The 24387-nt window shown below is 40.5% G+C and carries 17 protein-coding genes and 1 pseudogene; 11 read left to right on the top strand and 7 right to left on the bottom strand.

Annotated elements, in window-relative coordinates; translation table 11 throughout:
• A partial coding sequence (locus V7L20_RS19670; RefSeq protein WP_334745702.1) for a hypothetical protein occupies positions 1–182 on the bottom strand: 182 nt, incomplete at its 3' end.
• A gap of 115 nt (positions 183–297) precedes the next feature.
• Here V7L20_RS19670 and V7L20_RS19665 point away from each other — a divergent pair.
• The 3 genes from V7L20_RS19665 (at position 298) to V7L20_RS19655 (ending at position 3796) form a co-directional block, all read left to right on the top strand.
• Positions 298–1653, top strand: coding sequence for an aromatic ring-hydroxylating dioxygenase subunit alpha (locus V7L20_RS19665; protein ID WP_334745701.1), 1356 nt, complete (start codon positions 298–300; stop codon positions 1651–1653).
• 219 nt (positions 1654–1872) lie between these two features.
• Positions 1873–2211 (top strand): hypothetical protein, encoded by a 339-nt coding sequence (locus tag V7L20_RS19660; protein WP_334745700.1) that lies wholly within the window; start codon positions 1873–1875, stop codon positions 2209–2211.
• A gap of 400 nt (positions 2212–2611) precedes the next feature.
• Positions 2612–3796, top strand: a complete 1185-nt coding sequence (locus tag V7L20_RS19655; protein WP_334745699.1) for an AbrB family transcriptional regulator — start codon at positions 2612–2614, stop codon at positions 3794–3796.
• A 141-nt stretch (positions 3797–3937) separates the two neighbouring features.
• Here V7L20_RS19655 and V7L20_RS19650 read toward each other — a convergent pair whose 3' ends face one another.
• The gene (locus V7L20_RS19650) at positions 3938–4387 is read right to left on the bottom strand and encodes a hypothetical protein (RefSeq protein ID WP_334745698.1); all 450 of its coding nucleotides are present in this window, start codon (positions 4385–4387) and stop codon (positions 3938–3940) included.
• A 638-nt stretch (positions 4388–5025) separates the two neighbouring features.
• Between V7L20_RS19650 and V7L20_RS19645 the strand changes: the two genes are divergently transcribed.
• Complete coding sequence (locus V7L20_RS19645; RefSeq protein WP_334745697.1) at positions 5026–5841, top strand: DUF1838 domain-containing protein; 816 nt, start codon at positions 5026–5028, stop codon at positions 5839–5841.
• 232 nt (positions 5842–6073) lie between these two features.
• Here the strand turns inward: V7L20_RS19645 and V7L20_RS19640 are convergent, their stop codons facing one another.
• On the bottom strand, positions 6074–6448 hold the full coding sequence (locus V7L20_RS19640) for a hypothetical protein (protein WP_334745696.1): 375 nt from the start codon (positions 6446–6448) through the stop codon (positions 6074–6076).
• Between the two features lie 165 nt (positions 6449–6613).
• Positions 6614–7588, bottom strand: coding sequence for a glutaminase A (glsA, locus tag V7L20_RS19635; RefSeq protein ID WP_334745695.1), 975 nt, complete (start codon positions 7586–7588; stop codon positions 6614–6616).
• 895 nt (positions 7589–8483) lie between these two features.
• On the opposite strand from glsA, the gene V7L20_RS19630 reads away from it, so the two are divergent.
• The 4 genes from V7L20_RS19630 (at position 8484) to V7L20_RS19615 (ending at position 14144) form a co-directional block, all read left to right on the top strand.
• Positions 8484–9584, top strand: a complete 1101-nt coding sequence (locus tag V7L20_RS19630) for a septal ring lytic transglycosylase RlpA family protein (protein WP_334745694.1) — start codon at positions 8484–8486, stop codon at positions 9582–9584.
• Positions 9585–9824: 240 nt separating this feature from the next.
• A complete protein-coding gene (locus tag V7L20_RS19625; protein WP_334745693.1) occupies positions 9825–11435 on the top strand; it encodes a bifunctional pantoate--beta-alanine ligase/(d)CMP kinase in 1611 nt (536 codons plus the stop codon).
• Between the two features lie 838 nt (positions 11436–12273).
• On the top strand, positions 12274–12879 hold the full coding sequence (locus V7L20_RS19620; RefSeq protein WP_334745692.1) for a superoxide dismutase: 606 nt from the start codon (positions 12274–12276) through the stop codon (positions 12877–12879).
• Positions 12880–13937: 1058 nt separating this feature from the next.
• Positions 13938–14144 carry a hypothetical protein gene (locus V7L20_RS19615; protein WP_334745691.1) on the top strand — a complete coding sequence of 69 codons (207 nt, stop codon included), beginning with the start codon at positions 13938–13940 and terminating at the stop codon, positions 14142–14144.
• A gap of 26 nt (positions 14145–14170) precedes the next feature.
• On the opposite strand, the pseudogene V7L20_RS19610 reads toward V7L20_RS19615, so the two are convergent.
• Positions 14171–14293, bottom strand: a pseudogene (locus V7L20_RS19610) (RNA-guided endonuclease TnpB family protein); the annotation flags it as partial.
• Positions 14294–14599: 306 nt separating this feature from the next.
• On the opposite strand from V7L20_RS19610, the gene V7L20_RS19605 reads away from it, so the two are divergent.
• A complete protein-coding gene (locus V7L20_RS19605; protein ID WP_334745690.1) occupies positions 14600–15931 on the top strand; it encodes a serine hydrolase in 1332 nt (443 codons plus the stop codon).
• A 176-nt stretch (positions 15932–16107) separates the two neighbouring features.
• On the opposite strand, the gene V7L20_RS19600 is transcribed toward V7L20_RS19605, so the two are convergent.
• Entirely contained in the window at positions 16108–18384 is a 2277-nt protein-coding gene (locus tag V7L20_RS19600; protein WP_442943584.1) for a cytochrome-c peroxidase, read from the bottom strand.
• A gap of 218 nt (positions 18385–18602) precedes the next feature.
• Here V7L20_RS19600 and V7L20_RS19595 point away from each other — a divergent pair, with 218 nt between their 5' ends.
• Together V7L20_RS19595 and V7L20_RS19590 are read left to right on the top strand one after the other, a co-directional pair.
• On the top strand, positions 18603–19526 hold the full coding sequence (locus V7L20_RS19595; protein ID WP_334745688.1) for a DMT family transporter: 924 nt from the start codon (positions 18603–18605) through the stop codon (positions 19524–19526).
• Positions 19527–19928: 402 nt separating this feature from the next.
• Positions 19929–21638, top strand: coding sequence for an alpha/beta hydrolase (locus V7L20_RS19590; RefSeq protein ID WP_334745687.1), 1710 nt, complete (start codon positions 19929–19931; stop codon positions 21636–21638).
• Positions 21639–21887: 249 nt separating this feature from the next.
• Here the strand turns inward: V7L20_RS19590 and V7L20_RS19585 are convergent, their stop codons facing one another.
• Positions 21888–24098, bottom strand: coding sequence for a bluetail domain-containing putative surface protein (locus tag V7L20_RS19585; RefSeq protein ID WP_334745686.1), 2211 nt, complete (start codon positions 24096–24098; stop codon positions 21888–21890).
• Positions 24099–24387 lie beyond the last annotated feature (289 nt).

Here is a 24387-nt window from a genome sequence, read left to right as displayed (position 1 = left end):
GTTTGCTTTCTGATTTTGGTGTTTTCCGCAAGTAAAATGACCTTTGACTTATTCAAAAGCTGTGTTTGCTTTCTGATTTTGGTGTTTTCCGCAAGTAAAATGACCTTTGACTTATTCAAAAGCTGTGTTTGCTTTCTGATTTTGGTGTTTTCCGCAAGCAAAACGAACTTTGACTCACTCAAAATTTGAATGCTTTCTCATGGTTATTTTTTGAAGTTTCACTCATAAATGTTCTATCTCTGAGACTAAAAATTTTCTAATCCAAAAGTATAAAATAATAGAAACCTGGAGAAAACTATGTCATTAGAAACAAAGATACTACAGGCGACAGCACCAACTTATACTTTTGAGACGCTTGAGAATAAGCAAGAATTTAACTGGAGACAATCTTGGTATCCTGTCTGTTTTCTGCAAGACCTGCCCATAAATCGTCCTTATAGCTTTTCTTTGTACGATGAACCCTTCGTTTTGTTCAAAGACCAAAATGGACAGCTTATCTGTTTAACAGATCGTTGTCCCCACCGTGCAGCTAGACTTTCTGATGGACAAATTATTGACGGCAAAATAGAGTGTTTATACCACGGTTGGCAGTTTGGCAATAATGGTCAATGTCTGCACATTCCTCAATTACCAACCGATGCTAAAATTCCGGTAAATGCTTGTGTGTCATCCTTTAAAGTCTTGGAACTTAAAGGTATCATTTGGATGTGGGCAGGGGAAGCCGAAACCGCTATTGATGAGCTAATTCCATCTCTACCAGATTGGGACAAGCCGGAATGCTTCAACTTAGATTATATACGTGACCTACCTTACGACCAAAGCTATTTTATTGAAAACATCATTGACCCAGCTCATATTCCAATCAGCCATGATGGCGTCATGGGAGATCGAAAAGATGCCCAACCGTTGGAAATAGAAGTGATTGAGAGCAACATTCAGGGAATTAAGGGAAGGTGGCGGCGAACAAAGACAGCCAATCTGCCTTGGACGTCATTAGATTTCATTGCTCCTAATTCGATTCTCTACAACTTTCGTAATGAACAGCAAGGTAAGTTTTGGGGCACAGCCTTGTATTCAATTCCACTAAGTAAGGATAGATGTCGGATTCTCGTTAGAAATTATAGTAACTCGTTTCCTACAAAAATAAAGCTGATGCCTCCTTGGTTAGAACATATATTGATCCGAAATAAAGTCTTAGAAGGTGATTTGCAATTAGTAGTTGAACAAAAGGCACAAATTGAGCGTTTGGGACAAAATCTCAAAGAAGTGTATTTACCGCTCAAAACATCTGATACTCTTGTGGTTGAGTATCGTAAGTGGCTAGATAAATTTGGATCATCTTTGCCGTTTTATCAAGGTTATTCCACCTCAAAAAATGTCGATAGTAGCGAATGCGATCAAAAGTTGATCGCCTTAGACCGATTCTCGCAACATACACTTATTTGTCATTCCTGCAATCGAACTTATCAAGTGACAAATAGGGTTAAGCAAAGTTGTATTGGGGTAGCGATCGCTCTAGCTGCTGTAGCGATACTTGCAGATGATTCTAGAATTAGAATCGCAGCAATATCCCTTTCTATAGCAGCAGTTGCAATGTCCGCTATGGCTCATACACTCAAAACTCACTTTGAGCGTTCTTACACTCGTCACTAAAATAGAGACTAGGCAAAGTTCGTAGTCAAGACTTTAGTCCTTATTTTTTATACACTAAAGTGCTTACTACTCTCTGCCCTCAGCAAGAAGTGCGGTCTAAATGATAAGTCTTTAGCCAGACACGATATTGGTAGCTCTGCGCTAAACTAAAAAATATTGGGATAAAAATCTCTGGCAGTAAGTTCAACTGAATCACTAATCTTTACCACTGCGGCGATAATGTCTCAAGAGGATAATGAATTACTCCAAATTCAGGAGATCACCAAACTAAAACCGAAACACTTTGCTGATTTAATCAGATCAGCACAATTAGTTTTCGATCCGACAGCAGGAGTTTCGGGCAAAAATATCAGAGTTGACTGGGAACAATTTGGAATTCCCCGTGAAGTCGCGGAAAATCTCAAATTACTTGGTCAGGAGTACCAATATGCATCTCCTCACATCCCTATTGAAGTCATTTGGAGTAAATTAACTCCAGAAACTCGTATTTGGTTCGTTGAAAATAAAGATAGGTTGTGGCAGCTTGAAGAAGCTTTCCCAGCCCTTGATGAAGATTAAACGGTTGAACCATTAAAAGGAATATAAATTATTTGTAGGGGCACAACGATCATTGTGCCCCTATCCTCTCTCTATAGGCATTTTTGTTTGAATGCAACACACGCTAAATTTACACTTAGTTCCGCAAGGCAAAAGTCAAAAGTCAAAAGTCAAAAGTTTTATATATTAAGGCTTTTGCAAGTTTTAAAATGGTCACTTGATTTACGTCAAGCTGTACTTAGTAGTCCACCAGACCAACTTTAATCGATGAATAAGTTTGTAGTAAGGACTTTAGTCCTTGATTTGAGCGCTAAAGCGCTGACTACGAACCTAGTAAATTTGACTTGACAGAGTACTAGTTATCTTGTGCGATCGCCCTAGCTTAAGTACATAAGTTAAATTAATAAAAAAGCTCATATCGATGAATCAAAGCCTAAGTGTTGCTCCCAGTCTAGAAGAACACACTCATGAAAATCCCGTTGTCAGCAAACAAGAGCTATTTACCAAGCAACTAATTGTCCTTACCTTGGAAATGCTTCTGGCATTACCTCTAGGTTTACTTCTGGCAAAGTTCCAAATTGGTAGGATTGCCTGGATATTTGGCGGAATTGCTGCTGGTACAGTAGTTCTTCAAGGATGTCGAATTCTTTATCAATATTCCCCCCAACCTAACCGCACTGCTAGAAAAGTGGGAATGGCACTTGTAGGCTTAACTGTTGGCGCTTCCAATACCCACGGGAATCTAGCTAGTATTGCTTCTGGTATTCCCGTCTTTATTTTTCTTACCTTGTTTTTGCTATTGAGTGGCAGCTTTATTGGTTATGTTTACTCGCGCCTTAGCAAAACCAACCTGTTAACAGCAATGCTGGCTACAGTTCCTGGTGGTGTCGGAATTATGGCAGCGATCGCCGCCGATTACAACAAAAATGTTACTTTGGTTGCCTTAGTTCAGGCGATTCGCGTCACCTCAGTAGTTATTCTAATTCCCTTCATTGCTAAAACATCAACTGGTAATTACTCTTTGCAAACACTCCCAATCAACAATGCTTGGCTCAATTTTGATCCATCTCAACTAGAATTACTCTTGTTAGTACTGGTAATTACTGGATTAATAGTTTATCCAGCTATATTATTTAAAATTCCAGCTGGCGATTTTTTTGGTGCATTGTTAATTGGTATCGGGTTTAATCCTTTGCTACATTTGCTGCCTTTTGTAGGTGATATTAGCTTTAGTCCCCCGCCAATAATAAACTTATTAGGTCAAATGCTTTTGGGAATTACTATTGGTGAGTATTGGGGAGACAAACCCAACTTTAGAAAGCGGACTGTCGGCTATGCCTTCATGTCCGTGGGAATGACCTTAATAGCCGGAACGATCGCTGCTATACTTGCGATGCAATTAACCTCTTGGGACTGGTTAACCTGTCTTTTAGTCACAGCACCAGGAGGATCAGCAGAAATGATCTTGGTTTCTTTGGCATTAAATCATAATGTTGAAATTGTCACAACTGGTCATTTAGTGCGACTAATTGCGATTAATAGTTCTCTACCGCTTTGGGTGTATTTGTTTCGTCGTCTGGATGAGCAAGTTTCAAAGCCAGTTTAATTAATAAGGGCATTGGGCAGGCTTGCCGTGAGCGTAGCCGAACGGGAGCAGGGGACAGAGCAATATTTCTCGGTTCCAAGGGAAAGGGAAAAGGTTTTAATTCACCCTTTACCCTTTACCTGAATCGCATTAATTTACTACTTATGGGGTGGCGAAATCAGAGACTTTAGTGGCTGTAAAGTTAAAATCAACTCCATTAGCAGAGGCTCCATCTTGAGGTCTCCAAACTTTAAATTCTCCTCCTATGCGTAATCCATTCGGAGTAATCCATCCCTCATAAAATTGGAATGGAATGCTGCTATTAGCAGGTATGCGTACAAACACAATACGACGCACAGAAGGAATATAAAAACCTTGGATACTTATTGGTGATGTTGTGCCAACGTCAATCATTGTGCCAGAGAGGACGCCGTTTGAAGCTTGTGTAATTCGCAGAGTAATTGGAGTCTGGTTGCTGAATCCACTCCACTGACCTGTAATATTACCTGGAGTAGCGGATTGTGAAAGGGCTACACTTGGTGATAACAGCGCTACGCCACTCACCATTAAGCCTGTTGTCACAGCTTCTCGAATTCTAAGATTTGTTTTCATCAACTTTCACTCCTGTATTTTCTTTTGAGTTAGACACTGCTGGATAATGAAACTACAGACATATTTTGAATTCAAACACTCATATATACAGAACTTTGACTTCCGTCATCAGACCAAAAGCTTGTTACTTGATTCAACAAAGTTCCGAATATACAAAAGTCAATTCTAGAAAATATTACCAGATACACTGGATTTGTGATAGCTTGATTTATCCTCTATGAATAGAAAAATTCATCTCTATTTTGAATGCTTTTTTGATATAAAAATTCGGGTTTAAACTTGACATTAATTTTATTTATTCAAGATAAAATACAAGTATTGACATCATTTTTAGTTAATACCAATTCTCTCTGAAACTACATATTATTTTGACTTTTGACACTTCGACTTAGCTCAGTGTTAACTTTTGACTTCCCCGTACCCCTGCTCTTAAGCAAGCTACGCGCAGCGTCCCGTAGGGAAAGGGCTAAATCATCCCAACCTACACCAGAGTAATTCTTTAGGCAAAACCTACGCAGTATTGCCTTGTCTCTACTCTCCACTTCCCACTCCCCATTCCCCATTCCCCACTTTTAAAGATGCAACTTGAATGCTGATTAGCTTATTCTTTTGTTATCAAAATATAAAGGATACTTTAGATGGTTGCTCAAATCCAAGAACTTGAAGCGCAGCACTGGGTTAAAACTCGTTCTTCCCTCGACCCTAGCGAATCCACTTTCCTGATTTGGAAAGGTAAAATTTATGCTTTTATCCCCGGTGAGAAAAGACAACTCCTGTTTAAGATCCTGGGATTGAGTGTTAGCAGATGTATTCCCACAGCAGAGGGTAGCTGGGATTTTACTTCCAGGGAATTAACTTACTACCTCAACCCACAAACAGATGAAGTCTTACCCAAATGGGAGAATCCTTGGACAGGCGAGACAGTTCCAGTGATTCACGTTGCTAATAATCCAGTGCAGGGGAAGTTTAAGGGAAATTTCCCCGCACAAGTAGATGGTGACAGCACAACCTTTGTTTTTGATATATTTCCCTATTACCCTAATCCCTTAGCAGACGATCCCAAATTTGCCGAATATAGCCCAAATCCAATTTATCAGGCAGCAGAATTGTTTAAATTAACAGTGCCAACCGCAGATTTATTCAACACAGCCCTCTCCTCAGTTTCTCAACTTAAACTGAGTTGGGATCGGATTGGTCAATGGCTTCCCTGGATGAAAATGGGCGATCGCCCCGGTCAACTGATCTACAGTGCTGTTGGCAGCAAGGTGAATGGTTTACCAGAACTGCCTCCAGTGCTGCAAGACGAAATTAATAACCGTATTCCTCTATATAAAAAAGCCCCAAAAGCATTGATAGATGGAGAAGATATGACTTCCTGGTTGTACTTCCAAAAACACTTTCAAGCTTACTTAGCTGGTGAAATCTTCCCGCTTCCCCAAGCAGAAGAATTTTGACCGAAGAGGCAGGGGGCATACTTCGACACTTCGGCAAGCTCCCTTCCCTGCGGGACGCTACGCGAACGACAAGCTCAGGGTGGTGCAGTGCATCGCTGCGCTCAGTACAAGGGCCATGTATGAAAATGATTTTGCATAATACTAAAATCCTTGTAGAGACGTAGCACTGCTACGTCTCTACAAGGATTCATACTTCAATTCAGCAACGCCAGATATTTAATTAATATCTCATTTAAGCAGGCGGCTGTATGTTTTGAAATTCTTTAATAGCTTCGATATGGGCTTGATTTACCTTTGTATGCTCGTTTACTGCTTCTGAATATACATCTGTTGAAGGTTCTTCTATTAGTTTGTGCGCCAAATCTTGAAATTTCTGCGCGTGCTCGTGCATTGTTTCTGCATAGGCTAGGATACGTTCTTTTTGTTCCGCATCGATTCGGTCATCTGTTTGTAAACTCTGACCCAACTCTTCTATCTCTTTGCTATGCTCAATCGATTTTTGAGCATGTTTTTGTGTTGTCTCTACAGTCTGCTTTGAAACTTCATGCATAATGTTAATCCCGACTCTTGTCTTAAAAAAACTATAAAATAAAGCTTTTACTGCCAACTTCGCTCTAAATTAACAATACCAGATTTGATTATCCACTTTCAAGCAGAAGCTGCCTCTACAAAATATTTACAATCAATAATAGATAATTTCAACTAGCGCTAATAAAACTCAGAATAAATCCCCAACAAAGATAGAACATTTTCCTCTACCCCTTTGCTTTTTTCAACCAAATTTCGCCTCCTGGTCTGAACAATCAAATAGATGTAAACCTAACCGTTGGGAAAGTTCTTCACATACTTTGACCCCCCGCACACTATTACCACGCACATCCAACAGGGGCGAAAAAACTCCAATGCCCATCTTATTGGGTACAACGGCGATAATCCCACCACAAATTCCGCTTTTGGCCGGAATCCCAATTTTATAAGCCCACTCACCTGCAAAGTTGTACATTCCGCAGGTATACATCACACTTAAAATATCTTTAATGTAACGCTTATCTACCGCTTGTTCTTTGGTAATGGGGTTAATACCTCTGTTAGCAAGGGTAGCCGCCATCACTGCTAAATCTTGGCAATTCACCATCACAGCACACTGCTGGAAATAAAGATCCAGTGCCTCTTCAATATTGCGGTCAATCATACCAAAGTTGAGCATCAGATGTGCCATTGCCCGGTTGCGATGCCCTGTACTGCGTTCTGAGGTAAAAACTGAAATGTCAACGAACACGTCACGGCCAATATATCGCCGAAACATATCTAGCATTCGGTTCAGACGTTCGGTGGGGCCGGAACCTTTAATTAAACTGGTGGTTGCGATCGCACCTGCATTTACCATTGGGTTATAAGGTCGCTTCGATTGCTCATCCAAAACAATCGCGTTGAATGCATCCCCTGTCGGTTCTACGCCAACTCTAGTCAAAACGTAATCCAGTCCATGATCTTCTAAGGCAAGTCCATAAGCAAATACCTTAGAAATTGACTGAATAGTAAAAAGTTGTTCGTAGTCCCCAACTTTGTAAACCTGACCATCTACTGTCACAATGCAAATGCTGAACAAATCCGGGTTTGCCTTTGCTAGTTCAGGAATGTATTTTGCGACTGCACCCTCCCCCAGTGACTTGTACTGGGAATGCAACTCGTTGAGAACAGCTTTTAATGGCGATGGTTCTATTTCTAAACTCCAGTGATTTGTCATTAGGCTGATGGCATTTCCCAAAATACCTACTATATATAGAAGGGGTGCAGCTGTACATCCCTACAGTTGCAAAGATTTTTGAACAGATAGCTTGCTCTATAAAATCATATTTGAGCAACTACTTAGCTCAATAAAATGTTGTGCTTTATGATACCCTTTATCTTGAATCTGCAAGCGATCGCAAAGATTTGCTAATTTTTTTATCATTCATCCTGAAAAATATTCAGTTGAGTATCTTCCTTTTTTTTATACTCAGTAGTACTAGGTTACTAAGTAACATATATCACTATTTTAGCCTAGTTATAGAAAATAAAAGTCATGATTAATCTAAGTGGAAAAAACTTTGAAAAAAGATATTAAACCCAAATTAATTTACATAATTTTTTAAGATGTAACTCATATCATGACTTATTCATAGAGAAATCTAAAGATTTCGTTAAATAAGTAATTTTAAGTATTTATGCCGATGCCATTCAATTAAAGTTATATTAACTTCTAATTGTAAATAGCCAAAATAAATGTAACATAAAATACACGATTAGCAACGAGCCTTTAGAACCGATATGAATAGGGTATCGTTGCTTTAGCGTGCAATAAGCATAAAGTTTTTTTAATAATTTTTGGACTTGCCAAAAAAAGCGTTACATAGGCAAAGTCCTTATTTGAGAAAGGTTTCGCCCTGAAAATTGGAATTGAATTTGAGAAAGCTGCCAAGAATTACGCTAAAACCCTGATCCCCAAGCCAAAAGGTTCGTGCTAGTCTGTTGCAGTTATAAATAACAAAGTGGAAACGGAACGAGTTCGAGTTTTTCAGTAGGGAAGTCACTTTACACAAAGTAAAGAATCCTGCGAATTATAAAACTTAAATTCTACAGTCGCTTTAAAAAACGGACGCATGAATCAAAGACATTTGTGGATTATTGTTGCCCTGTCTATGGCTGCTTTGGGCATACCCTCAGTTGGCTGCACTCAAACCATCAAGGGAAATGCGCTAGCTTCCCAGAAATCAGCCGCCTCTGATGTGGTGAAAGTGGGAGAGTACCAATCCAGAGCAGGGAAACAAACCTTGGATGCTGTGATTACAGAAATTCATCCTCACAACATTAGAGGACGTAAGGCGGCAACCCTTTTTATCCGAAATATACCTGTTCTCACCTTTTTGAGTTCTGTATCAAATACAAGTCTTGAAACTAAAAAAGTTGGTGCAATTGGAAATTCTGGGGGCGTACAAAAGTACGCCCTTATTGCTAGCAATTCATCAAATGGGCTTGATACTGGGAACATGACAGATGTGAGTAACCAGATTAGCTCCGCCGACAATGACCCGGTTCAGATAGCTGGTGTAATAGCAGCTAAGATCAACCAGTTGAATCGGGAAAATGTAGATGGGAGTAAGATTACCGTAAGTTGGAAAGCAGGGGAAAAATCGACTGACAATCAAGCGCAAAATAAAAGCGCCCCAGTCCAACAAAATGGCGATCGCTATGTAATCAAAGTTAATGACGAAGAATTAGTCGAAATCAACGAAGATACCCGACTAGCAGATACCACCAACAATCTAGCGCAAGATGCATTGCAAGCAACCAATCGCCTGCGGAGACTTCTAGGCAATGCATCTCCCTTAAAAGAAATTGCTAATTTACCAGTGCGTCTGCCAGAATCAATACAAAAGCTACCTCAAGAGGCTGTTGGAATAGTGCGAGCCACCTTGAGAGGCATAGCTTCTTATTACGGCTATGACGGTTCTGGTAATCGTACTGCTAGCGGACAGAGATTTAACCCAGAAGGAATGACTGCTGCTCATCGCAGCTTACCCTTTGGTACACAAGTCCGGGTAACCAACACCCGCAACGGTCGTTCTGTAGTAGTGCGGATTAATGACCGAGGCCCATTCGTTCGCGGTCGAGTCATAGACCTGTCTGCTGGGGCAGCTCGGGTTTTGGGAATGATGGGCAGTGGCGTAGCACCAGTACATATTGAAGTCTTAGGGAAATAGTCGAGTAGGGAATAGGGAATAGGGTTTTTCCCAATGCCCAATACTTCTCTACGAGAGGCTGCGCCAACGGCTTACCTCGGCAACGCTTGGCACAAGTCGCGGTTCCTGAGCGTAGTCGAAGGGGAGTACAAGTGCCCAATGCCCACTCCCCATAACAATTCCCCTAGCTCAATTATCTCTTCCCTCTATTTCAGATATAAACTAACGGGGGAGGGATCGATAAGAACTAGGGGTATTTTTGTGCGCCTGCTGACAACAGTCGCAGCTTTACGCTGCTATTTAACTAAACGCTGCTCAGAAAACAAGCTAATTGCGGTTACTGAGGATCTAAAACTAGATGAGATGACTGGCTGGTATCAGACGGCAGTCGGTCTGGTGCCAACGATGGGAAATTTGCATCATGGTCATTTAAGCTTAATTCAACGGGCGCGGCAAGAAAATTCTAGGGTGATTGTGAGTATTTTTGTCAATCCCCTGCAATTTGCTCCCAATGAGGATTATCAACGCTATCCCCGCACTTTAGAGCAAGACCAAAAACTGTGTGAACAAGCTGGGGTAGATGCAATTTTTGCGCCAACTCCGGAAGAGATGGCAGTTCCCCAGAAGAGTATACAAGAATCAAAGGTTACACAAGTTATCCCACCATCTGCTATGATAACAGGCTTGTGTGGTCGTTCTCGGCAAGGTCACTTTCAAGGTGTCGCTACGATTGTGACCAAACTTTTCAACTTGGTACAGCCTGACCGTGCCTACTTTGGCCAAAAGGATGGTCAGCAACTGGCAATTATTAAACGCTTAGTAGCTGACTTAAATTTGTCAGTAGAAATTGTTAGTTGTCCAATAGTACGGGAAGCTTCGGGTCTTGCCTTCAGTTCTCGTAATCAATATTTGACTGCAACGGCAAAAGAGCAAGCCGCGGTATTATATCGCGGCTTGCGACGAGCTCAAGCTGCTTTCCTTGCAGGCGATCGCAATAGTAACAGGTTGATAGCACTTGTCCAGGAAGAAGTGGCAATAGTCAAGACGATTTTAGTGGAATATATTGAATTGGTTGAACCGACTACGTTAATGTCTTTAGAAAAAGTTGAGGAGGAAGGAATGTTGGCGATCGCAGCTCGTCTTGGGTCTACACGTTTGATTGACAATATTATATTGCGCGATCGTCAACCCATTATCGCCATTGATGGCCCAGCCGGGGCTGGAAAATCCACAGTGGCGCGTCAAGTGGCAGCAAATCTAAATTTAGTCTATTTAGATACAGGAGCGATGTACCGAGCTGTGACTTGGTTAGTACTACAAAAGGGGATTGCCATTGATGATGAGTGTGCGATCGCAGAATTAACCAACCAGTCTAAAATTGAACTTACCCCTACCCAGGATTTACAATCGTCCGTGGGGGTTTGGATTGACGGTATCGATGTTACCCAAGCAATTCGCACGATTGAGGTCACATCTCAAGTATCTGCGATCGCTGCACAAAGTGCTGTCCGTCAAGCACTGGTTAAACAACAGCAAAATTGGGGAAAGAAAGGCGGTTTAGTCGCTGAAGGTCGAGACATCGGTACTCACGTATTCCCCGATGCCGAAGTGAAAATTTTCTTAACCGCTTCTGTAAGTGAACGCGCCCGTCGCCGCCAGGAAGACTTTCACAAACAAGGCCAACCCGAAGTGAGTTTAGAGCAACTGGAACGCGATATTGCAGAACGTGACTGGAAAGATAGTACACGTAAAGTTTCCCCTTTGCAAAAAGCGGCAGATGCGATCGAAGTTCAAACCGATGGCCTGAATATTTCCGAAGTCACAGCAAAAATTGTAAATTACTACCAGCAGCGTTTATCTCATCAGTGGTGATTGTAGCTTTTCCTAATCCAATGAGATACATCAGAGCAAGCTCTCGAAGAACAGGGAGGGAGTTGGGGTAGGGTTCTTTCAGCTACTCAACTGATAACCGCTATACCACTATTTGCTGTTAGTTTTTTAGTTCAAAAGGGTGGTAGATGAGTCATGATTCACTTACCATCCTTAAAACTGCACCCAAAAATAGCTCATCTGCAAAAGATTAACAATTTTGCTATTAGCTATATTTATTAAAATTTTTATTTTCCTATTCTAAACCTTAGCTTTATTTTAAGTACTAAATCATCACGCTTTCGACTGATCCTTAAAATTAGAATTAATCCCGCTACAGGTAGAAGCCAGAAAGCTTTAATTGTTAAATGCTAAGTAAAAGGTAGTTTTGCTGAAGGCAAAAGAACAGCAGTTGATCCGCTTGGAGAAACCCCTTCTCTGCCAGAGGCTTGTCTGTGACATGCTACTCGCGTTCGCCAACGTGTAGGTCTCGTAGAAAAGACTGCACCACCTCTACAAGGTAAAAGCTGCTCAGGAAGATGATTTCACTGGTTGGCATTTTACGTTTAACTATGTCTACCTACCTACTTAATTACTTATTGGTTTTTATCTAGGAAATATTAGTCATTTTTATTTATAGTCATTATTTCCTATTGATTTGACTTATTTTACTTATTAGACTAAGTACTTTGTTTTTATCTTCACTTTAGTAGTAAAATGACAATGTTAAGTTTTATGTTTCATCATTAAAAACATAAAACCTTAAAAATAAAAGCTGTTAATTTCCTAAGCTTCTGCAATAGCTTAAAACTAGAAATCGGTAAAGAGAGGATTTGACACAATGGCATTTGTACAAGAACCACTACCCTTCGATAAAAATGCTTTAGAGCCTTATGGCATGAAAGCTGAAACTTTTGAGTATCACTATGGCAAACATCACAAAGCTTATGTAGACAACCTCAACAAGCTTACCGAAGGTACAGAACTTGCTGATAAATCTCTGGAAGAGGTGATCCAAATTTCCTTCAAAGACTCCTCTAAAGCCGGAATTTTCAACAATGCTGCCCAAGTTTGGAATCACACCTTCTTTTGGAATTCCTTGAAACCAGCAGGTGGTGGTACACCCACTGGCGATCTCGCAGCCAAAATCGATAAAGATTTTGGCAGCTTTGACAAATTCAAGGAAGAGTTCTCTAACGCGGCCACAACTCAATTCGGTAGTGGCTGGTCTTGGCTTATTGATGATGGTGGTACGTTGAAGGTGATCAAAACACCAAATGCAGAAAACCCTTTAGCTCATGGTAAGAAGGCACTCTTAACCTTGGATGTTTGGGAACACGCCTACTACATTGACTACAGAAACGCCCGTCCAGCGTTCATCAAGAATTTTCTAGACAACTTGGTGAACTGGGACTTTGCTGCTGAAAACTTGGCTCAAGCTTATTAATTACAGAAAAGCCTGTCCAGCGTTCATCAAGAATTTCCTAGATAACTTGGGGAACTAGGACTTTGCCGACTAAAACTTGGCTTAAGTTTAATTAACTAAAAGTTTTAAAATAATTATCAGTTATTAATAATAATTGATAATTATTTTTTTAATCATAACTAAAAAACTGTTTATTATAAATGGTTTTAACAAGAGGTTTTACTAAATATAGCAATCCGATTTGATTCCAGAATTACTCGTAAAGACCGGCGACTGGGGACACAAAGACTAGCGGTAGTTGAATCTCGACTTGGCTCGATTACCGCGTAGCCGAAACTCGATTTTTGCAAAGTCGAAACTCAGTGCATCGCTGGGAAGAAGCAATAAAGGTGTACTGAGTTTTTTCAAAAATCAAATACGAGTCCTATATATAAATTAAAAATAATTAGTTAATAGTAAAGATTATCAGCAGCCATGATTAGCATCGTGGCTGTTTTTTATTGGCTAGGCATATAGAGCAGAGACTTTCTGGACAGAATATTAAAGTTATAGTTGACTTTCTTAAGATCCCATCTGTTGGTCGTAATGGTCGCAGCACTCCGTCTTCTAACTTCCTTGCGACTCCGTAAATAGCAGAGGTGATTTCTATCTCTAACAAGACTTACGCAAAAATTGCTAAAAAGCTTTATTTATCGAACTGCCTTCGCGCTTCGTGTTTTTCAAGGAGAAGACGCCTTCTGGTGCGTAGGCTTCCGCCAACCTGCAGCCTCTGGCAAAGAAGAATCTTAGAGTGCGCGTAAGTCTTACATAAGAGGGTATTGTAAACAGCCTGTTAATTGACAATTACTCTCCCTGATTTCCTTTGGTTTCTCTAAACTGCCTCCTGTATCATAAAGGAGGCAGTTTTTATTGTAAGGAGAAGGACGCCATTCTCATAGAGCCTTCAACCCTCATCAATTGCAAGCTAGCAAATCTGAGACTTTATACTCTTGCTTGTTTTAGTTGCTGTAGTTCTTGCTGAGGACACTATTTCCCCTGCCTCCTGTATCTTAAAAGTAGTAAGATTAAAATCAAAATATATGGATAGCAAAGAACTAGCCCAATATATCGAAGCAACTGATGGCATCACTAAACCTTGGCTATTGGTACAATTGCGTCTCAAGAAACTGCAAGAGCGTCGAGCCACGCTGACAGACGATACCTACTACAAAGAATTAAAAGACATTTACCAAGACTTGATGAATTTGGGAGAATGGTGGCGTGGTATTGAAGATGAGGTATTGTGAACTACTCATAGTTGCATACGGCTGAACAATTTGTTCTGTTTACGTTTAAGGTTTCTCTCTTGTTTGGCAAGGTGTTTAGGGTTATCATACTTGGAAACTTTTTTGCCGTCAGTAACAACTACAAAGTGTTTTAACCCTAAATCACTACCGTTTCAAACATCTTTAAAATTATCTCTATACAAAATATAAGTTGGAAACATAATTAATCTTTGGCTCGTCGTTCCGCTAGATTAACAATTTCTGTTGTTGTCAACTCATATCACAAACAAGACTGTCAGCGATTTACTTTGAATAAGTAATGATGATTTATCGTGCTTATCTAATCCCAAATATCATCTCCAAAAATAACTCAATGGAATTTCTGAATTTTTCTCCGGAAGTTCAGCACAATCATCAGAAAAAAATCTAAGTAAAGCTGATTAGTTGCTTTTTACTTGCACACCCACATTCACAACATGAAATCACATCTACTGGCGATTGCTTTAAGCAGTTTGGTTCTAGTTGCAGAACAAGCTAAAGCCTCACAATTACAGTCTTGGTACTATGATTCTAGCCAAAACCAATTAGACCTAACTACCACTTCGGGAATAGAACCAAAAGCCTTTTTATTAGATAATCCTAGCCGATTGGTAATTGACTTACCTGGAACTAATTTTAATTCTGATAGTGTCAAACAAAGTTTTGGGAATGCGGTGAGAGAAATTCGCCTCGGCAAACCAGAGTCTCAAACAACTCGTTTTGTCATAGAGTTAGCTCCTGGTTATGATGTAACTTCCCAAAATATATCAATTAAAGGAGATTCTCGTTCTCATTGGATTTTCAAATTCAATTCATTTGACCACCAAAACAATCCCATTATTGGGGAAAATAGAGAAGATATCGCCATCAAATCTACAGATGCATCTACATTTGCTGGAGTTGTAAATCTTGGTCAAGAGATGATTGGCATCACTTCTCAAATTCGCACTTTATTAACAAGTTATAAAACATTAAATTCAGGAATATTTTTCTTAGATTTAGCTACAGGAAACTATATAGATATTAATGGCGAAAAAAGATTTGCTGCTGCTAGTACAATTAAATTTCCCTTATTAGTGGCTCTTTTCCAAGAAATAGATGCAGGTAGAATTAAACTCACCGATAAATTAGTGATGCGGCGCGATTTAAAGGTTGGTGAATCTGGAACTATGCAATACAAACCCATCGGTACTAAATTTAACGTCTTAGAAACTGCTACCTTGATGATGACAATCAGCGATAATACCGCCACAAATCTGATTCTCGATCGCTTGGGTGGTGCAGCAAAAGTTAGCCAACGTTTTCGTAGCTGGGGATTGCAAAATACAGCACTTCGGAATCTACTTCCAGACATCGCTGGCACAAATACCACTAGTTCTAAAGATCTGGTCAGATTGGCGGCGTTAGTTTCTAATAATCGTTTGTTATCCCCAAATAGCCGCAATCAAGTTTTAGGCATTATGCGCCATGTCAAAACTAATAGTTTACTACCAGCTGGTATTGGTCAAGGAGCTACGATCGCTCACAAAACTGGTACATTGAGATTTATCATTGGTGATGCGGGTATAATTCAAATGCCCAATGGCAAAAGCTACTTAGCAGGTGTTTTGGTGCAAAGACCAAACTACGATCCCAAAGCTGGAGATTTTGTCCGTGAAGTTTCCAGAAGAGTCTATAATTACCTGGACAATACCAAAGTTAGCAATCTGGACAATACCAAAGTTAGCAATATAGAACCGATACTTGGCGATGCCTCCGGTGGTCACTGAGCTTCTTGCCTTGAGCGTACCCCTACGGGGAAGCAAGCTACGCGTAGCGTCTCGTAGAGAAGCCGAAAGGTATCGAAGTGCGGGCTACGCCTACGCACTCCTTAAATAAATATAGGGGCTTACAGTTAGCTGTATGCCCCTACATAATCTATCGGTATCAGGTATTTCGCGAAATGTTATTTCAAGAAATTTCGTATAGCACTACCGCCATACCTACCAACAGCAGGAATTTCCAGGAAGCTATCTGTAGCTTTGCCTGTACCATCGTCGGTAACAAATTTCTGATTACCTGGATGTCCATTGGGCACGAAAAGTTGCGGATGATCAAAAGGCGCTTTCTCATACCTAACTCGCTCATCAGTCAGTGCCTTTAAAAAGGCGACCAATTGCTGTTTTTCTTCTGGTGATAGATTCAGTGGGGGAAGAACTCCAAAGTCACCACCTCGATTGTAAAAATCAACCACTTGCTCTAAAGTTGCTTGACCTCCATTGTGGAAGTAGGGAGCAGTGAGTTCGACATTGCGAAGTCCAGGCGCTTTGAAAGCTCCGTTTGCAGTTACAGTTTCACTAGAATTCAACGGTGGATTGAGGACGGGAGGGTTTTCGCCAAGGAGAAGCTGAAATTTCCCTAACTGAGCCAATCGTGCCTCTGAAAGCGGATTATTCTGCACAGGGTCATTACCACCCAAACCGGGGTCGTCCGTAACAGGTCTAACGCCGATATTGAAGAAACCATTGTCTTCAGCGGGTCTTGCACCGAACGGCGCACGTTTGATTCGTCCGTCTTTAGCCACGCTGCTCACTGAAGCAGCTGTTAATTCCGATCCAACGTGACAACCAATACACAGAGCCTTGCCCTGGAACAGTTGTTGACCTAGTTGCTGCTGCTTAGTTAGGGCTGTGGTGTTTCCCTCTAAGAAGCGATCAAAGGGCGTATCGTTGGCAATGAGTGTAGACTCGTACAACTGAATTGCCAGCCCAAAGAACAGCGAGAAGTTATACTCCAACAGCGTGTACTCATCGGTGTTGGAAGAGTTATCAGCGCTATTGACAAAAGTCCGTCTACCTTTAGCATCAACCTGGATAAGTTGATTAGACTTCCACCACTCCGGGTTAAAGGCATCTTTAATCAGCTGATCGTAGGTTTTATCCTTGAGTCCGGGCTGAGGATATCTACTGTCTGCACCTAAAACGCTGTCTTGTGGATCCACAATCTGTTTGCCTAGCGGTCTGAGGCGAGATAACTTTTGCCCCAGGACTCGGGGGAGCTTTGTACCTCTAATTGACAGAACATTTTGCAGCAGTGTGCTCAGAGATTTACTGTCGCCAATTTGCGTCAAATTATCAGTAAGTTCATCAACGGAATTGAGTAGCGGTCCAACCAAAGTATCAGCAATGTTATCTAGATTATCTGGAGGCAGTTTGGTGAGAGATTTTTTGTTGTCAATTCGCCCGAACTTATCACCAATTTCTTGAAAAGTGCGACCATCACCCGACAACTCGAAGGAACTGAGTGGCGGCCCGAGCGCCTGAGAAGCCAAAGACGAATTACTCAGCCTGATTTTGACAAATTTAAGCTGATTTTGCTTTTCTGCTTTTACCACAGAGGCGTTAGGATCTCTTAAACCAAAGGGATTCACCCCATTAAAGATGTTCTGTGCCCTTCCATCCCAAAAGTTGCGGAAGTTGAATGCTGAATTAATTACGGTTGGGGTGTTACGCGGCTGGACGCGGCGCACATTTGTACCTCCGACGTTAAACACCGGATCTGGCTCCGTTTTTACTTTGTCTTCCGCGCTACCAGGGATGACATCAACAAACTTAGTATTGGAGACACCCTGAGAAGAACTGACATCATTTCGGTCAGATACAACGGTATTAGGATTATTCGGGTCTGACAGCTTGTGGAAGGGAAAATCTCCCGGTTTAAGTTGGTAGTTTGGCGCACCACCTATATTAAAAACTGTATCCGGATTCACAGTACCATCAGCGTTAATCCGCAAAAGCCCAGGAGAAATCTGATTTTTGGATCTATTGTCGGCTCCAGCATGGAAGTGACAACTAGCACAGGAGGTTTGTCCGTCGCTCCCAACCTGCATATCCCAAAAGAGAGTTTTTCCTAATTTGATTGCAGCTGCTTTGTCTTTTACGAAGTCTCCAAGATTGTCAGGCTGTGGAACCGATACGCTCTTGAGGGAAGCTAGCGGCAGTGTTACTTGGGCTGATACAGTATTTCCAGCTATTACTGCTGCCAGAATAATGGCAGCAATTGTTATAGTCTTTAAAAATCTTGATCTCAAGTAATTAAGCTTGTCATATCTGAATCTCCACCCTTGACGTTTTATTTTTGTCAGCAAAGATTTGAGTAAAAACCGACCTCTTGAGGTCAGTAGCAAGTAAATTGATAAGCCAGTAAGAAAGACTACTAAGCTTATTATGGGTATGATCCCCATAGATTTTTTGTAGTAAATTAACACCGAAAAAATTATACATCTGTAATCAAATTTCAAATGTAATATTCATGTAAAGTACCTACACAATTTACAAATTTTATGTGAGCAAAAAACCTATAAGACTACAAATAAATTCAGTTGGGTAGGTAAAGTATTCTATATTTAACCTGCATTAATCAGGTTATTAACATCAGCACTAATTTGGATAAAATATTTGAATGTCACTACATCAAAGTTCTGGTCGCTGGCGCTTAGGGCTAGCGTTATCGCTATTAACGGTATTATTGTGGGGCATTTTACCTATTACTCTGGCGATCGCTCTGCAAGTGCTTGATGTCTATACAGTCATTTGGTTTCGTTTTTTGATATCTTTTTTACTGCTTGGTATGTATTTAGGAATACGCGGTAAATTACCAAGGTTAGAACAACTGCGTTCTGCTTCTTGGAAATTATTAGCGATAGCTACCCTCTTATTAGGAACTAATTACTTTTTATTCATGCAAGGTTTAGCACTAACATCGCCTGGTAATGCTGAAGTTATCATTCAATTATCTAGCCTTTTATTAGGTTTCGGAGGATTAGTGATTTTTAAAGAACGTTATCGGCTGTATCAATGGATTGGTGTCAGTATTATGACTTGCGGTTATCTTTTATTTTTTCGAGAACAACTAACAAATTTAATTACAGCGCATGGCACATACATACTAGGTAGTGTCTTGATTGTGCTAGGAGCAACGGCTTGGGCTATTTATGCTTTGGCACAAAAGCAGTTATTACAATCTTTATCTTCCCCTAGTATCATGCTGATTATTTATGGGGGTTGTGCTTTATTATTCACTCCTCTAGCCAAAATACAATCACTTTTTATACTTGATAACTTCCATTTATTAATGCTCGTTTTTTGTGCTTTGAATACTTTAATTGCTTACGGTGCTTTTGCCGAATCATTAGAACATTGGGAAGCATCAAGAGTGAGTGCAGTAATAGCTCTTGCTCCCATTGTGACATTAATATCAATTGCAGCTGTATCAGTTATTGCATCTAAGTGGATGCCATCAGAAAACTTCACTTTTATCGCAATATTAGGAGCGGGTTTAGTAGTTACAGGTTCAGTAGCGATCGCCTTGGGAAAAGCTAATTAATTAGAATACTTTTCAGGATTTATACTGGGCTTTTCATCTAGTAAATTCGTGCCCTCTTCAAAGCTACAACATAAATACTGAGGCAGAGTATTTTTTATTTGTTATGATTTACTAGTGAAGGCAAACTATGGGGTCAGCCTCTTATAAGATGGATACTTTACCCATCTGTGTGACTCTGTAGGATCTGATTTTTGACTTGATAGCCAAAAGAAAATTCTTGAAGAAGAATTCAAAAATCAGAATTCAGAAGTCAGAATTAATTACTAGAGAATTCTAACTACTGACTCCTAAATTCTGTTTTGATAAAATCCAGGCTAATAACTTTAAGTAAACCAAGCAGGGCGCCAGAATAACTACCAAAGCCAACACCTGATAAAACCAGACTACCGAAATAGTTGAGCGATGAATAGTTTGTTTGGTAATTGGGCCAGCACCCTGAGAAAAAATTCCTTATTGCTGGCTCTTTCAATGGTGCTGCCAACGTTTGGAATTAGCAATTCTGTCTTGGCAGCAGAGCGGATTTATGCATCTTATTCAGCTTTAGAGCTTTCCATTTCAGTCACTACTTTAGAAAACTATGCCAAAACAGGTATAATTAACCAAGACTTGGCAGCCTATCAGCAATATCTGCCTCTTCAACAGCTTCAAGAATTGCGGCGGATTTTACTTAATCGTGTGAAAGTTAGTCCGGTAGTAGTTTCGCAACTCCTCTACACATCCCAAGGAGAATTGTTGCTGCATCGGTTAGCGCAAATCATTAAAACCAGTCACCCAGAACCAGGATTTGCTGCTTTGCGTTCGGCACTAATTTTAGCTTCTGGTGAATCGGAAGGCTTGACACTTTTAAATGTGTTGCGTAAATATCCCACCAGCAGCATTCGCCTTGACGTAGCGCAGACTTTGGAAATAGCTACGGAATTAGATAAACTTGTTAACCAAACCCATCGAGCGATCGCAGCAGTTTCGCAAGAGTCTAAAATAGAAGCTGCTACCATCAAACAACCGAATTTATCGCAATTGCCCGATTTAAAGGTTCCAGGAAAGTTTAAGTCGCAAAAATACACCCTAAAGTTTTTCGACTCATCACGCAATCGGCTTTTATTAACTGATATTTACATTCCCAATGTCCAGAATACCGCACCCGTAATTGTGATTTCTCACGGCTTGGGTTTAGATAGCAGCAACTTTCAATATTTAGCCACGCACCTAGCATCTTACGGATTTGCCGTCGTTGTTCCCAATCATCCTGGTAGTGATGCTAAACAATTACATTCTCTGTTGAATGGACACGTCAATGAAATAGCAGAACCAAGTGAATTTAAAGACCGACCTTTGGATGTAACATACATCCTGAATCAACTAGAAAAAGACAATCAATCTGATTCACGATTTAAAGGTCGCCTAAATCTGCAACAAGTCGGAGTATTTGGTCAATCTTTGGGAGGCTACACAGCCTTAGCCCTAGCAGGTGCTAAAATCAACTTTGAGCAGCTAAAACAAGACTGTCAACCAGCAGCACTGCAAAATACCTGGAATATGTCTTTAATGCTCCAGTGTCGCGCTTTAGAATTGAGCATCAGCAAGTCTGGCAAGGATTATAACCTGCAAGATGAGAGAGTGAAAGCTGCGATCGCAGTTAATCCCATTACTAGTTCTATTTTCGGCAAAGCTGGCTTAAGTCAAATCAAAACTCCAGTAATGATTGTCAGCAGTAGTGATGATACAGTTGCACCAGCTTTATCTGAGCAAATTTTACCTTTCTCCTGGTTGGCGAATTCACAAAAATATCTCGTCATGCTTGTAGGTGGTACTCACTTCTCCACTATTGGCAATGCCAACCCCGCAAATCAACAAGTAGCATTACCTGCCGATATGATTGGCGATGCTTCCCAAGCGCGTCGTTACATGAATGTTTTAAGTTTACTTTTCTTCCAAACATACATTGTAGGAAGACCGCAATACACCTCCTATCTTAACGCCGCCTACACTCAAAGCATTTCTAGTAAGTCGCTTGGTTTAAGTCTCGTTAAGTCATTGAATACAACCGAATTAGCACAATTGCTCGATATCAAAGGAGCCAAACTCGCAAAAAAAAACTCCCTAACAGCATAGTCAGCTTCGGATTTTGGATGTTGGATATTGGTGTTGCATTGCTGCATGTGATGATTTTTATTTGACTTTGTACAAATATAATTAATCAGAGCATGGCAGAGGGTTGTTGTTCATAATTATTTTTAGGCGTCAGTGGTAATTTACTATTTCAACTTCTGAAGCATTAATTATTAAACGAACCGCCAAGTACGCCAAGTACGCCAAGAGACAAGGAGTAATAATTGAGTGCAAGCTTATGGAAAATTGGTATTAGACAATCGCTAAATTAGTTAAGTCGCCTTTGTAGCCACTAATTTCAATAACAGCATCCGTGAGTGCAGAAAATCCATTAGTACTATCATTGAGTGCTACAAAAGTCCGTTGATGACTGCTTGTACCTAAGGTAAAAGTTGCCGCACCTTTAGCCACAAAAGCAGTTGCAGTCAATACTTTTTGTATGTCTGACAGATTCAAACTTGCAACAGTGCCAAGTTGAAGCAAATTGGTGGCAGAAACTGCATTTAGACCATCAATTTTATCTTCACCGATTTTCAAGTCAGTAATTTTATCAAAACCAGACAGCAGCGAATCACTTAGGTTATTAATCACAAATTTATCATTACCACAACCGCCTGTGAGGGTATCACTACCAGCGCCACCATTGAGGATATCATTACCTTTACCACCAACTAATTTGTCATTCCCTGCTAATCCAAATAGTTTGTCGTTGCCGTTTTTCCCGAAAATTTGATCGTTGCCAGTTCCACCAGTGAGTGTATCTTTACAGTTGCTACCGTATAAGGTTTTATTGGGTACATTTGCATCGTTGGTGGTTGTACTAAGCAGTTGACCGTTGGCATTATATAAATAACTGGTAACTGCATCAATAATACCATCGCTGTTATTGTCAATATCTGAGTCAGTTAGTTTGCCATTGGCATCGTAGTTGTAAGTAGTAATTTCGTCACCAAGTCCATCATTATTTTTGTCAACCACCTGTGCTGCTAGTCTGTTGTTAGCATCGTAGCTGTAAGCAGTTACCTCATCAATGATGCCATCACGATTATTGTCAATCTTTTCTGTAGTTAGTTTTCCCTTAGCATCGTAACTATAAATACCAACCGTATCAATTACACCATCATTATTGAAGTCATAACTGGCGGTTGTGCGTCCATAGGTATAGGTTTTGACATTATCAGCTATGCCATCGGGCTTGTAGTCATAAATACTATTAATAATTTCGCCCTTGCCCTTGTAGTCTTGGCTAGAGGATGTCAGATTGCCGTTAGCATCATAAGTATAGGTTGTGACACTATCAGCTATGCCGTCGCCATTGTAATCTTCGCTAAAGGATGTGCGGTTGCCCTTGGCATCATAAGTATAGGTATAGACATAATCAATTGAAGGGTTCTCAGTTTCGCCATTATAGACAGAATCAGCTATGCCGTTGCCGTTATAATCTTTGCTTTCCGATGTCAGGTTGCCGTTGACATCATAAGTATAGGTTTCGATATAATTAACTATGCCGTCGCCGTTGTCGTCACGGCTAAAAAATGTCAACTTACCATTGATATCATAAATATAAGTATTTTTTGATACATAATCAGCAATGCCATCGCCGTTGGTGTCTTCGCTTTCCGATAACCGATTGCCCTTGGCATCATAAGCATAGGTTGTGACACTATCACCGATGCCGTCGCTGTTGGTGTCACGACTTTCGGATGTCAACTTACCGTTGGTATCATAAGTATAGGTTGTGACAGAATTAAGGATGCCGTCGCCGTTGGTGTCTTCGCTTTCCAATATCCGGTTGCCCTTAGCATCATAAGCATAGGTTGTGACACTATCAGCGATGCCGTCACCGTTGTTGTCACGACTTTCGGATGTCAACCTACCGTTGGTATTATAAGTATAGGTTGTGACAGAATCAAAGATGCCGTCACCATTGTTGTCATAGGTTTTGGATATGCGGTTGCCCTTAGCATCATAAGTAGAAGTTTCGACATAATCAGCGATGCCGTCGCTGTTGTTGTCATAGCTTTCTGATGTCTGGTTGCCCTTGGCATCATAAGTATAGGTATAGAAATAATCAGCGATGCCGTCGCCGTTGTCGTCACGATTAAAGGATGTCTTGTTGCCCTTGGCATCATAAGTAGAAATTTCGATATAATCAGCGATGCCATCGCCGTTAGTGTCACGATTTAAAGATGTCTGGTTACCGTTGGCATCATAAGTAGAAGTTTCGACATAATCAGCGATGCCGTCGCCGTTGTAGTCATAGCTAGATGATATCTGCTTACCGTTGGCATAATAAGTATAAGTTTTGACATAATAAGGAATGCCGTTGTAGTCAGAGCTTTCCGATATCAGGTTATAGCCGTAGGTAATAACTGAGTTTATTGTCCCATCACTATTGTTGTCTATGCTCTGGGATATCAGTTTGCCGTCGCCATCGTAAGTATAAGTTGTGGTTGAGGTCATAAAGTTATCTTCCCAAATAAATATTTGTATGGCTCCAGTTGAATACTGGTATGGGTTTTAATGAGATTTATTTGAAGAGCGTAGGGAACAATACTGGTATCAGCATTCTCTCAGCGTCATAAATGCTTTGCAATCAGTGCTGAATACAGTAATTACCCAGTCGCATTAAATACCCTTATTGTATAAATAGAACTTAAAAAAAATTTATCGCATTCATTCTTATCACCATATACTTTAAAGAAATGTCACATTTAATTGCGCTATTGTAAAAATCAGCTTTACATAAGTT

It is taken from the genome of Nostoc sp. (genome assembly GCF_036916735.1).
Lineage (GTDB): Bacteria > Cyanobacteriota > Cyanobacteriia > Cyanobacteriales > Nostocaceae > Nostoc.
This window is presented reverse-complemented; position numbering and strand designations above follow the sequence as displayed.

What these genes read in the sequence shown, in the direction of transcription:
- V7L20_RS19655 (WP_334745699.1), top strand. Translation starts at nt 2,612, where the DNA reads ATGAATCAAAGCCTAAGTGTTGCTCCCAGTCTAGAAGAACACACTCAT.
- glsA (WP_334745695.1), bottom strand. Translation starts at nt 7,588, where the DNA reads ATGACAAATCACTGGAGTTTAGAAATAGAACCATCGCCATTAAAAGCT.
- V7L20_RS19600 (WP_442943584.1), bottom strand. Translation starts at nt 18,384, where the DNA reads ATGGGGATCATACCCATAATAAGCTTAGTAGTCTTTCTTACTGGCTTA.
- V7L20_RS19660 (WP_334745700.1), top strand. Translation starts at nt 1,873, where the DNA reads ATGTCTCAAGAGGATAATGAATTACTCCAAATTCAGGAGATCACCAAA.
- V7L20_RS19620 (WP_334745692.1), top strand. Translation starts at nt 12,274, where the DNA reads ATGGCATTTGTACAAGAACCACTACCCTTCGATAAAAATGCTTTAGAG.
- V7L20_RS19595 (WP_334745688.1), top strand. Translation starts at nt 18,603, where the DNA reads ATGTCACTACATCAAAGTTCTGGTCGCTGGCGCTTAGGGCTAGCGTTA.
- V7L20_RS19630 (WP_334745694.1), top strand. Translation starts at nt 8,484, where the DNA reads ATGAATCAAAGACATTTGTGGATTATTGTTGCCCTGTCTATGGCTGCT.
- V7L20_RS19650 (WP_334745698.1), bottom strand. Translation starts at nt 4,387, where the DNA reads ATGAAAACAAATCTTAGAATTCGAGAAGCTGTGACAACAGGCTTAATG.
- V7L20_RS19585 (WP_334745686.1), bottom strand. Translation starts at nt 24,098, where the DNA reads ATGACCTCAACCACAACTTATACTTACGATGGCGACGGCAAACTGATA.
- V7L20_RS19590 (WP_334745687.1), top strand. Translation starts at nt 19,929, where the DNA reads ATGAATAGTTTGTTTGGTAATTGGGCCAGCACCCTGAGAAAAAATTCC.
- V7L20_RS19645 (WP_334745697.1), top strand. Translation starts at nt 5,026, where the DNA reads ATGGTTGCTCAAATCCAAGAACTTGAAGCGCAGCACTGGGTTAAAACT.
- V7L20_RS19615 (WP_334745691.1), top strand. Translation starts at nt 13,938, where the DNA reads ATGGATAGCAAAGAACTAGCCCAATATATCGAAGCAACTGATGGCATC.
- V7L20_RS19605 (WP_334745690.1), top strand. Translation starts at nt 14,600, where the DNA reads ATGAAATCACATCTACTGGCGATTGCTTTAAGCAGTTTGGTTCTAGTT.
- V7L20_RS19665 (WP_334745701.1), top strand. Translation starts at nt 298, where the DNA reads ATGTCATTAGAAACAAAGATACTACAGGCGACAGCACCAACTTATACT.